The following is an 11,473-nucleotide window of genomic DNA, read 5'->3' on the forward strand; positions in this document are numbered from 1 at the left end:
CTCGATCAGTCCGATGCGCCGCGGTGGGGATGCTATCGGCGTGGTCTGCCCTGGGACGGACGTGATCGCGACCGGCACGAAGGCGGGACCGGCGTCGCCAAGCCGCCCTTCGCGGGCCAGCCGGCGCCAGGTGAAGACGACGCTGGGGGCAAGGCCATGGCGGCGGGCCACCTCGCTGACCTTCACGCCCAGTTGCAGCGTCTCTTCCACGATCTGGAGTTTGTCCCGGAGGCTCCAGCGCCGCCGGCGCTCTGTGCCGAGAACTTCTATCTTCATCAATCTACTGACCTTAAAGCGAGCCTTAAGGTCAGAACGTCACGCGCAAACAGCGCTCTCACAAGAGGGCGCACACCAAGTGCATACGGCTGACGTGCTGGCGCGGCTGCCGGAGCATCCAGCCAAGCGCCTTGAGGAACTCCTACCTTGGAATTGGAAAGTCCTGCGGGATGAGCAGGCGGCCGCTTGGGGCTCAGGGCTTTCGCGTAAACAGCACCTTGAACAGCTCTTNGTCTCTTCCACGATCTGGAGTTTGTCCCGGAGGCTCCAGCGCCGCCGGCGCTCTGTGCCGAGAACTTCTATCTTCATCAATCTACTGACCTTAAAGCGAGCCTTAAGGTCAGAACGTCACGCGCAAACAGCGCTCTCACAAGAGGGCGCACACCAAGTGCTTACCATCCGGATCTCGATGTCGGGAAAGGAAACTGTTATGATAATTCGGTGGTCGAGACCTTCTTCAAGACCTTGAAGTCCGAGTTGGTCTGGCGCACGGTGTTCCAGACCAGAGCTGAAGCCAAGGCGGCAATTGGTCGTTACATCGACGGCTTCTACAACCCTGTCCGGCGTCATTCGACACTGGACTATGTCAGTCCGGTTCAGTTCGAAAGGTTGGCCGGATAGCCACAAAACCGCTCTCCACTAAACCGAAGTAAATCCATGCGCATCCGACGCCGTTTGTGTGGGACGGCAAACGCCGGCAGCCGCGACGACACTCCGCGAAGGAGCAGATCCATCGCGTCGGCGGCTCCGGAGCATGCACCTGCCAGCAGCTTCCTCAGCCCAGATCACAGGCGCCAGCAGAACACCAGATTCGATGGCAGACGATCCATTAGATCGCGCAACCTTTGATAAACGTGATACACGCTCCGCTTGCGGTCTGCATGACAAGGCTGACTGCGATTCTGTTGGCATTCAAGAGCGCACATGTCCTCTGAGGGAACGCAGCAATCGATCACCAAGTGAGTGGCGAACAGCCAGCTTAAGAAGGGAGCCGTATATTCCTACTTGTCTTGCTCGTTGTGCCCTCCGTATGAGTGTTCGCAGACTTTGACCTGCATAGGGAAGCGAAAGTCTATCTGGTACAAACAAGTGCTGGGTTTCGATACATAAGACCGGCTTACCCGATAGCTTAGCTATTGTTTCGGCCTGTTGCCGCTCGCTTTCGATAAACAGGATGCAGTCGCTATTCTTGTAGAATTCGGCCTTGAACCTTCCATGAGCTGCAAGTCGACGCCGCTCCTCCGCAGAGGGAAGATCAAGCATTATAAGCTGTCCATAATTGATCCCGTTCGCTTTTAGCCATGCCTCTGTCTGGCTGCGATATTTCTCGAGCCGGCTCGTGACGAGATAACCGATTTTTTGGGTTATTCTTAGGAGTGGTATGGCCTCGGAAACGAAGCGTTCATATTCTGCGCCATCGTCATTCTGCTCATTTGTTGGATCTACACATAGTACACCATCAATATCGACGCAGCTTCTCTCGATAAAGCGATGATGAAGGAAGTTCCATTGAAAAACTCGTGGGTGAGGGAGAACTTCAAAAATAAAATCGACTCCGTCATGTTTGTCGTGCGCGCCATAAACTGCGCTGTAAATGACGTTCCTGTGTGCCTCTGGACTTGCTTCAATTCGAGCACGTGCCTCGCGCATGGCGCGGCCGCTGTCGATGCTATCATCGACTACTAAAATACGGCGCCAGTCTCCAGCTTCCGTGTTCAGTCCTACCCATTTCTTGGTGACACCATACGTAAGGGTCTTCCCTTCGACAAATCTATCGAGATCACTCATCGGAATATTCGCTAGAAGGCTAAGGAGATTGGCAGCAAGCATGCCGCTTCGAGGTATTCCGACAATCAAATCGATATCCCGCGGAAGGCGATGGTAGTTCCGCATGATTGTGTCGTTTAGATCGGCAACGGATCTGTAGTGCATAGATTATTATCCTCGATAGTTTGAAGTTTAATCCTGCTAAGCTCACATTGGAACTTAACTGCCTCGCTTCCGCATCGAAGTTATACTAGCGATAGTAGATACAGCGTCTTGTAAGGTGTCGCGTCCACTTGAGAAGATAACTACAACGGCTAGATAGATCATGCTGCAGCAAGCCGCGCTTCCAGTAAGAAGGACAAGTGGGTCCTCAGACCAGAGATGTTTTGTCATCCATGTCATAGCCAATGCGATATGGCCGGCGAGAATGAATGGCCCTGTCGCGAGTATAATATCTCTCGTTCTCACTGGGCCTTTCCGCCCAATATAGAGCCAGAGGAGAGGGGTGCGAATGTACTCGCCGATAGCATAGGCTATCGCGACGCCAATGGCGCCGTAGGGCAATCCGACTATAAAAGCCGCAACAACGGTTGCCGAAGAAATGAAGCCCCATCGCATGAATTCGGTGGACCGGCCCTGACTTATGAACAGCCACCCAGCCGGATTATTTAGAGCTTGCAGCAGTCCGGCGAAGCCTAGAGCACGGAATATCTCAGCACTATCAGCCCACTGTCGACCCAGCAGAACGGGGATTAGAACTTCAGATGTCGCTGTAGCAAAAGCAATCCCTGGCAGCACTAAAAGGAGGACAATCGAGATGGTGTTAATATAGGCACGCCTGTAGCTTTCAGGATTGTTATTCTCACGGGATAGTGCCGGAATCATTACTTTGGAAAGAGGAGCCATGATCTGGTTCAGTGGGAACAAAAGCAACTTATTTGCACGATCATAGTATCCAAGCTCGCCCCCCCCCCAAAATCGGCCGATGAGTATTCCATCGAGGTTGCGGGCAAAGAAGTTGATTAAGTTAAATCCGGTTAGCCCAGCGCCGAAATGCAAGACTTGCCCGGCATCCTTATGCCAAGATGGAAATGTAGGTCTCCATTTTGAGGCATACCAGACACCAACTGTAGAGAATGTCGCTGTCGCAAGTGTGCCAGCAAAAATCGCCCAGTAAGATCGTTCGTGCATAGCGGTTAGAATCGCTGCGAGAAATCCAACGCCGCCACTGACGATGTTTATGATCATCAGCTTTTGGAACTCCATGCGTCGGCTTAAGAGCGATTGATGCTGTGCAGCAAGCCCAAACAGAACAATCTGCAGAGATAAAGCTTGTGTCAGCAATCCAGCTCGTGGCTCCCCGTAGAATCTGGCAACCAATGGCGCCGCTACTATAAAGGCAAATGCCATCAGAACCGCTACTGCGACGTTGATCCAGAAGAGGCAGTTAACTTCATCGTGAGTTATCGATGCCTTTTGTATTGTTGCTTGGCTAAGACCAAGATCCTGGAATAGAACCGTGAACGCCAAGACTGGGCTGCACATAGCCACAATACCAAAGTCTTCTGGCATAAGGAGGCGCGATAGGACTAATACTGAGGCCAATTGTGTGCCGACGCGCACTATTTGTCCCGCGAATGTCCATGCGATACCTCGACCAATGCGTCGGCGCAGTGACTCTGAGGGTGGATCGAATGAAGTCATCTCTGACCTTAGCCATGCACTTTGTGCTATTACGCCAAAATGAGTTCAGTAGCATGTTCGAAAAGGAACTACGGAACTTCTCTGAATTCCCTGCCAAGGTCGGGTAGTATGGCGGAACTCCGCTCCGACCATTTTTGCACCGTATAGCAGAAAAAGGATCTGAGCGGGGTGAAGATTAATAGGTATCAATCACCGCTGAAGTTGGCGAATGGATTCATGCAGCCAGCAGATCCAACGAACACTATATCTCTCCCACGTTCCTGTGCATCAAGGTAGTCAGTCCAGAGAAGAAAACTGGTGAGCAAGTTGCGTTCATAGCGCTCATGCCGATCACGTATGGCGGCCGGTCCATAGTCTATCACAGATACCAAGCCGCTAGACTCCAAAAGCTGGATAACTTGTTTTTTGTACCCGTCCAAATCCGTTTCGACCGCCTTAAAGGCCTTGATGAATGTTCCCAGCTCAGCATCGCTTATACGAATTTGCCCTAGCATTCGTGCCAGCGTCTCTCGCACAAAGTTATTCTCACTGGAAGAGGCCAAAGTAACCACTCCGCCAGTGCAGAAGGCAGCAGCGGCAGCACTAAAGAGCAACGTGCGTCTTGAAACCCTCATGCCTTAGGCTCCATCTACAGCAAGGCGAGCTGCACGCAGCGACAGCGCAGCCACAGTGAGGCTAGGATTAGCGCAGGAACAACTCGGAAAGACCGCCGAGCCGACGACCGTCAGGTTGCGCCAGCGGTGGTGTACCTGCCGTTCATCGACGACAGAAGCCTCGGGATTGCGTCCCATACGCAGTGTCCCTTGAAGATGAGATTCGGTTGCACGGATCCCCCGGAATGCAATGCGTTCAATGGGTAGCGGAGCAAGAACTTCGGGTAAGAGGCTCAGGGCGCGATCAAGACCGCGCCTTGCATAATCAGACGCGCCCGCAAAGATCACATTAGGATGACTAGCAGATGCATGCTCGAGCACCACGCAATTCTCCGATCGCAGCAGATCTTCGGTCACAATCACTAAAGGGAGTGTCTGCCGTGTTCTCCCATGCTCTCGGCGGAAGCCATATGTCCAGCGATTCTCAAAGTATATCAGAGCCGCCGCACTCTCACGACGATGTGGGCCATCGTAAAGTTGATAGTTTAAGCCGGTGGTGATCGTACTGCCATCGAAATGGTCGAGGCCGTTAAGGAACACTTCAACGCCTGCCCCAAAAGACTCATGAAGGCCAACACCTGTTCGTGGATGGTCCATTCCGGAGCGCAGTAGAATGCCGGGGCTCTGGATAGCATTCGCGCCTAGGACATAACGGTCTCCTCGTACGCGATACTCCTGCCCCCCGTGCTCGAGAACGAGCGCACTGACCACATCCCCGGTTGTTTCGAAGCGTGTAGCGCGCGTATTGAGGCAAAGACTGACCCCTGGGTGAGCATAAAGGTCTTTCAACCCATTCTGAGCGGTGAACTTTGCGTCAGCGGGGCAGAGTTGGCAGCGTAGCGACGCGCAACACGCATTGCGTGTTTGTATCGGGACACGTGCCCGCGCAGTCGGCATGGCGAAGTGGCGGTCGGGTTGTGCTGCCTTCATCAGGCGATCTGCTGATGTCAATCTGTGAGGCGGTTGAGGGAACGGCTTCGACCTTGGCATGATTGTCGCCATTGCCGGATCGCCTGAAACCGACATCATTTCCTCTGCTTCGGCATAGAACGGCTCTAATTCATTGTAGGACAATGGCCAATCTTCTCCCACACCATAAAGCGAGTTGAGGGAGAAATCATTTGGGTGAAACCGAGGCGTCTGAGCAAACCAACAGTTAGTGCCGCCTCCAAAAGCGATAGTGTAGTTCCATGGCTTATCGCTGTTGGTGTGGTAAGTATCCTTGTTGGAAATTGCGGAGTTGCGGCCGTGCTCTAGCTGCCAGGCATGAGAGTGGTCGCCCCCCCATTCGACAACTAACACACGTCGCAATCCATGTTTCACTGCCTCAGACAGATAGAAGGACGAGCCGAAGCCGGATCCTATCACCACAAGATCGAAGCTCTCGCCTACAATTGCTTCCGCTGCTATAATATTCAAAATTTCGCCCGCCCGAATTGCAGTGGTTTCGGCGTGCGACTCTATCAACTTTCAGTCATGCAAGTCGATTCGAATATTTTAGAATTGATTTGGTTGAACATAGTCTCTCCTGAGGTACTCCTTTGTGAAGAGTGCAGTATAAGCCGATAACATGATAGTTAGCGATTCCATGTGCATGCGTTCAAGCTCTTAATGGCGTGATTGAACGATGGCCTAAAAGCGTCATCATGCGGAGGCTTGCAAAGCGCAGACGCTCTTAAGCGACTGTACAGATAGCTGGGAATATCTATGGTCGAACGATGTCAGAACGCTGATTTTATCTTCAAGATCCTATTTCAGTCCGCGCGGATGACCCATACAATGCCAATGCAATAGCGTTACTTAATCTATGAATACAAGGATGATCTCTAGCGTCTTCGTTTCTCACGCTTCCGAATAGTTGCGTAACGGAAAAAGAAGGCTAGCAATTGAAGTCCCTCCTGGGCCAATGAGCCGATGCTGTGCACTTAAAGTTAGAAAATACTAAGTGACTATCATCAAAGTTAGGAAGTCCTAAGTGACAGCTATGATCGTCAAGTCGAACACGTCCCTGCAAACGAAGTCAGGCAATCTCGAATTAGCCTACTATCGGCTGCGATCGCGTCAGGTTTCTAGCACGAGTAATGTTGTTCTACCCAAAGTCTGCGCCAACGACTTACATTGCCGTGATGCCAATCACGCAATAATCGTCATAGAGGTGGACGAGTTGCGGCGTTTCCAGTCTGGCATATACATGCGGTGTTTGCACTAGTTTTAAGTGGTTCTCACTATGGGCCTAATGATCCTCGGCATCACGAACTGATTGTTATGGAGTAAGCCTCAGTGGAATATCGTCAGAACAATTCAAGTTTGATGCAGACATTCGACCCTCAAGTCAGTGAGCCTGCAGCTGATTTTTCGAGAATCATCAGCACCGTTCGCCGACTACTTCCGTTCGCCATTCTCGGCGCTCTGTCTGCATTATTGCTTGCTGTTGGGGTGCTCTGGATTCTTGAGCCATCCTACAGGTCGAGCATTCAGATTCTGCTCGATCAGGAAAACGCCAAGCTTGTCGCTAGAATATCTGGTGAGCAGCAGCCAACGAGTTCGGAAGAATACGTTTCAACACAACTGAGCTTGATTAACTCCGATGTTATTGCCCGCAGAGTGATTTATGATCTAGGACTAGTCTATGACCCAGCTACAGAACACTTACGAATCGAGGCTCCCGAAAATCGAGTGAAGATACCGGGGCTGGGCTCTGGTAGGGTCACGTCGGAAGAACTCACAGCGATCAACATCGACCCAGCTACCCAATATACAGTTTTGCAGAGCATTTCAGCATACCAAGTCGGCAAGAGCTTGGTGATTGAGATCACAGCGATGGATCCAGATCCGCAAACTGCTCAACAAATAGCCAGTGCCTATGGTCGTGCATATTTAACGGACCAACTGAGTGCACGCTTCGAAGCAATGAAGAATGCCGGGAGCTGGCTCGAAGACCGAATCAACACATTAGGCGAGCAATCACTTAAAGCCAGCGCCGCGGTCGAGAAATTTCGGGCAGACCAAAACCTGATGTCGAGCAACGGGCGCCTTGTTTCAGATCAGCAGCTTGGCCAGCTAAACGATCAGCTCATCAGTGCGAAGTTTGCGGTAACCCGCAGTGCTGCAAAGATACAGGTGCTTGAAGATGCGCTCAGGTCGAATGATCTAAACAGAATTATCAGTTTGGTCGGTCCGACCTCGGACACTGCGACGATAGGAGCCTTCAAGTCATTCGTGACGGAATATAATGGAGTTGATGCGAGATTACAGGAGGTTGAAGCTAGCTGGGGAAGTCAGAATGAACAAGTGCGAGCCCTTGTGAGAGAGAAAGAGCGCCTTGCAGGGCTTTTGACCATTGAGGCAACAAGGATTTTGGATGCCTACCGTGGGGACCACCATATCGCACAATCGGAAGAAAAGTCCCTTCAGGACGCTGTTGATGCGGCTGCTGGTCAGTCCCAAGCTGATATGTCGACTCTTGTCATGCTCCGCAATCTTGAGCAAAGGGCCACCTCGTACAATTCGCTCTACCAGGATTATCTGGCCCGCTACCAACAAGCAGTGCAGCAACAGACACTTTCGATAAACTCAGGACGCATAATTTCGCACCCCGAAGTAGCGAGCCGTCCAGTATTTCCCAATAACAAGCTAGTCCTCGCTCTTGCAGTTTTTCTAGGACTTGGAACCGGCAGCGGAGTTGGCCTTTTGCGTGACCTTCGGGATCGCACATTCCGATCCAAGGCCGATGTTGAAAGCCGGGGGGCCGACTTTCTGGGTTATGTTGCGAGATGTGAAGCCAATCGGTCTCGTGGGAGGCAGATAGAGAATAATCCAAGTGCCAAGATGCTCACTTGTGCCCAGCAAAACAATGTCTGGTCAGATATCCTTCGAAAGACCAGAACCGCGTTGGATATTCGACACGTCGGTCGTGGCCAAGTGGTGGGTGTTACATCGCTTCAACAGACTATACTGAAATCAGCGTTTGCGCTTGTCTATGCTGAGACCGAAGTAAGCCTCGGCCGCAAGGTTCTACTCGTCGAGTATGACGCGCAAGACTCTCAGTTGAGTATGGCACTTCTGCCTACTATCACCGCGCCCTTGTGTGACATCCGTCCGGGTCGACTTCAAGTAGACGAGGCCATTGTTACTCTTGATTCGGGAGTGTCATTCCTTCCGGCGTGTCATGCTGTAACTTTTGGTGACGCTGCCCGTCTTACCGACGGTAAGCTATTCGAGCTATGGCAATCTGAATATGACATTATTATCGTAGATTTGCCACCTGCGGAACCGATCTCTGAAGCGCGTGCCCTAGCGCCGAATGTTGACGGCTTTGCATGCATCGTTGAGTGGGGGAAGACACCGCGCCAGCTCCTTGAGTCTCTTCTTCGCTCAAGCTCTATCCTCGATAAAAAAATGCTCGGTATTGCTATTGCAGACGTCAACATGAAGAAGCTGAAGCTCTTCGATATGGAAGTGGTGGGTAGTTCGAAACACGTGAATTGAATTGAGCAAATGCCTTTGTCGGTAGATTGACAGGGTAGATGTTTGCAATCCCATCAAAGGCAGGATGCTAGTTGAATGACAGTAATTTCGATTGCTCTGTACTGGTCTATTGCAATCTGGGGCCTTGTCTCACACCGACCTGTCCTGCTTTATCTCTTCTTCGCTAGCTTTTCCTTTGGATCGGTCGCGGTTGTGCCACCGGCCGCACTTGGTGGCCTAACGATTATTCCGACATCGATGACACTAGTACTAATAATATTTAAGACCCTGACTAACGAGAGCGTCATCTTAACCGCGATATCATCAGCGATTGATCCGCGCCGGCTTGGGTTCCTGTTCGCCTTCTGGATAGCGGCGGGTATAACAACTATATTTATGCCTGGGCTTTTCGCAGGGCACGTTATGATTGTTCCAATACGTGGAGATGTGTCAACGATTGCACCACTTGCCCCGACCAAGCAAAATTTTTCACAATTTGTGTACCTAACTATCTCTGTTGTAGCCGTATTTGTATTTGCTCAGCTATTCAAATGTCAGCAGAACCGTCAAGTTGCTTTACAAGGCATATTATTCGGCTCTATTGTGACGGTTGCCACTGGTGCTCTTGACTATGCATCCCAATATATCCCAATTAAGCCCTTTCTGGATATATTTCGAACAGCAACTTATTCTCTGTTAGTGGATGTTGAAGTTCAAGGCGCAAAGAGAGTAGTAGGGCTGATGCCAGAGGCTTCATCGTTTGGGAATTTGAGTATCAATATGCTCTGCTTCCTATACTTTCTCAGACGCGGAATTCGCAGCCCGCGCATTCGCGATATTTATGCGCCGGTGGTTGTGATCCTCCTAGTTTTTTGCGTTTGGCTGTCAACTTCGTCGGCCGCATATGTGGGTCTCGCACTGTTCTTCGTTGTAGCAGGGTTTGAGTGGTTAGTTCGATTTCTTGAGACCCGTTATAGTAGACTTCGCCGACGGCATCTTGGAGCTGAGTTTTCAGCTGTTGTGCTTGCTGTCGTAAGTCTTGCTTCCATCCTATTGTTCAAGCCAAGTTTGTTAGACGGTATCATTCAGATCATTGATCGGATGGTATTTCAGAAAACCCAATCTGACTCATTCGAAGAGCGCAACATGTGGACGTTGGTCTCCCTGAGAGCGCTTACCGATACCTATGGTATTGGTGTGGGAGTCGGCGCAACACGGACATCAAATCACATCGTTGCAGTCCTTAGCAGCACTGGCGTGCTCGGTGCTCTATTCTACACCATCTTTATATTTCAATCTCTCTTGAGGCAAGCCGCTCCGGGTGACCAGGAGGGGGCCGCTCTAGCTAGCGCTTTACGCTATGCCTTCGTACCACCATTCATCGTCAGGCTCCTGATCGGAACCTCGCCAGATTTCGGCGAGGGCGGCGCATTTACATTCGGGCTCCTGACTGCAGTTGGTTTGGGAGGCCTGTACTCTTACACGCGTCGAAATCGATATGTTCACAGCTCAACTACGGCAGCTTGAAGTTTGGCAGCGTTCTGATCCTATCTCACGCCGGCGCGTACATGTAGACCACTCCGGGCGGGTCCGTGCCGCCCCACGGCCGATCGTCACGCGCATAGGCAAACAGCTGACCCGTCTTGGTCTGGCCGCGGCCGGGATCGAGCACGGGCGCGGTGGTCTCATCGGCAAACAGCCGAGGTGAGGTCTTCAGCTGCGCCAGCAGGCGGTCATGCACCGGCCGCAGATGACAGGCGGCTCGCCCGACCCAATCGGCCAGGGTCGAGCGATCCAAGCTGATGCCCTGACGGGCATAGATCTGTGCCTGCCGGTAGAGCGGGAGATGATCGGCATATTTCGACACCAGCACCTGCGCGACCAGGGCATCAGTGGGCAGCCCGCCTTCGATCACACGGGCCGGAGCCGGTGCTTGCACCACCCCATCTTCGCAGTGGCGGCAGGCGTATCTGGGCCGGCGCACCACCAGCACGCGCAGCTGCGCCGGCACGATATCGAGGCGCTCGGAGACATCCTCGCCGATGCGGTGCAGGAGGTTAGGGCAGCAGGGGCAGGTCGAATCCTCAACGTCTATGATCGCCTCGATCCGCGGCAGATGGGCCGGTAACGCTCCCCGGTTCCGGCGTCGCCGAGCCGCGCGGCTTCTACGCTCGGCCGGATCCGCCTGCTCGTGTTGGGCGTCCTCGGCAGCCTCATTCTGTTCGGCCTCTTCCAGCCCGAGCAGCAGCTGATCCTCGGGCAGGCTCTCGGCCCGGCGGCCGAAGCGGTGACGCTGCATCGCCTTGATGATCTGCTCCAGCCGCTCGGCGCGGGCCCGCTCGGCCAGGAGCATGGCCTTGAGCAGGTCAGGATCATCGGGGAGGATTTGCGTCGTGCTGGTCACAAGACGAAGTGAATCATGCTTCGACAGGAGCCGCGATGACTCTTAGCTCGACTTTGGCCATTTGACGGGCTGCATACTGAGCGCATTGGAGGCGGCGAAGCGAACGATGCGGTAGGCTGGCGTGTCCCCGCCAAGAGACACCGCCATGCCACACCTGCCCGCCCGCTTCGCCGCGATCATTTTAGCGTTTGCGCCGCTGTTT

The 11,473-nt window shown here is 52.6% G+C and carries 7 protein-coding genes and 2 pseudogenes; 3 read left to right on the plus strand and 6 right to left on the minus strand.

Going from position 1 to position 11,473, the window contains the following annotated elements:
- A partial coding sequence (tnpA, locus tag KHP60_RS24225) for an IS66-like element accessory protein TnpA (RefSeq protein WP_213566835.1) occupies window positions 1–276 on the minus strand: 276 nt, incomplete at its 3' end.
- 414 nt (window positions 277–690) lie between these two features.
- On the opposite strand from tnpA, the pseudogene KHP60_RS24230 reads away from it, so the two are divergent.
- A pseudogene (locus tag KHP60_RS24230) lies at window positions 691–897 on the plus strand (IS3 family transposase); the annotation flags it as partial.
- A 291-nt stretch (window positions 898–1,188) separates the two neighbouring features.
- Here KHP60_RS24230 and KHP60_RS24235 read toward each other — a convergent pair.
- The 4 genes from KHP60_RS24235 to KHP60_RS24250 all read right to left on the minus strand — a co-directional run bounded on the left by KHP60_RS24235 (window position 1,189) and on the right by KHP60_RS24250 (window position 5,867).
- Window positions 1,189–2,208, minus strand: coding sequence for a phosphoribosyltransferase family protein (locus KHP60_RS24235; protein ID WP_213566836.1), 1,020 nt, complete (start codon window positions 2,206–2,208; stop codon window positions 1,189–1,191).
- A gap of 54 nt (window positions 2,209–2,262) precedes the next feature.
- Window positions 2,263–3,747, minus strand: a complete 1,485-nt coding sequence (locus tag KHP60_RS24240) for a lipopolysaccharide biosynthesis protein (protein ID WP_213566837.1) — start codon at window positions 3,745–3,747, stop codon at window positions 2,263–2,265.
- 185 nt (window positions 3,748–3,932) lie between these two features.
- The gene (locus KHP60_RS24245; protein ID WP_213566838.1) at window positions 3,933–4,361 is read right to left on the minus strand and encodes a hypothetical protein; all 429 of its coding nucleotides are present in this window, start codon (window positions 4,359–4,361) and stop codon (window positions 3,933–3,935) included.
- 3 nt (window positions 4,362–4,364) lie between these two features.
- On the minus strand, window positions 4,365–5,867 hold the full coding sequence (locus tag KHP60_RS24250; protein ID WP_249689103.1) for a GMC oxidoreductase: 1,503 nt from the start codon (window positions 5,865–5,867) through the stop codon (window positions 4,365–4,367).
- Between the two features lie 813 nt (window positions 5,868–6,680).
- Between KHP60_RS24250 and KHP60_RS24255 the strand changes: the two genes are divergently transcribed.
- A complete protein-coding gene (locus KHP60_RS24255) occupies window positions 6,681–8,888 on the plus strand; it encodes an exopolysaccharide transport family protein (RefSeq protein WP_213566839.1) in 2,208 nt (735 codons plus the stop codon).
- A 75-nt stretch (window positions 8,889–8,963) separates the two neighbouring features.
- Entirely contained in the window at window positions 8,964–10,394 is a 1,431-nt protein-coding gene (locus KHP60_RS24260) for a hypothetical protein (protein ID WP_213566840.1), read from the plus strand.
- 31 nt (window positions 10,395–10,425) lie between these two features.
- On the opposite strand, the pseudogene tnpC reads toward KHP60_RS24260, so the two are convergent.
- Window positions 10,426–11,220, minus strand: a pseudogene (tnpC, locus tag KHP60_RS24265) (IS66 family transposase); the annotation flags it as partial.
- Between the last annotated feature and the right edge of the window lie 253 nt (window positions 11,221–11,473).

The sequence above is a fragment of the Microvirga sp. 3-52 genome (genome assembly GCF_018383585.1).
Taxonomy (GTDB): domain Bacteria; phylum Pseudomonadota; class Alphaproteobacteria; order Rhizobiales; family Beijerinckiaceae; genus Microvirga.

What these genes read in the sequence shown, in the direction of transcription:
- KHP60_RS24235 (WP_213566836.1), bottom strand. Translation starts at nt 2,208, where the DNA reads ATGCACTACAGATCCGTTGCCGATCTAAACGACACAATCATGCGGAAC.
- KHP60_RS24240 (WP_213566837.1), bottom strand. Translation starts at nt 3,747, where the DNA reads ATGACTTCATTCGATCCACCCTCAGAGTCACTGCGCCGACGCATTGGT.
- KHP60_RS24245 (WP_213566838.1), bottom strand. Translation starts at nt 4,361, where the DNA reads ATGAGGGTTTCAAGACGCACGTTGCTCTTTAGTGCTGCCGCTGCTGCC.
- KHP60_RS24260 (WP_213566840.1), top strand. Translation starts at nt 8,964, where the DNA reads ATGACAGTAATTTCGATTGCTCTGTACTGGTCTATTGCAATCTGGGGC.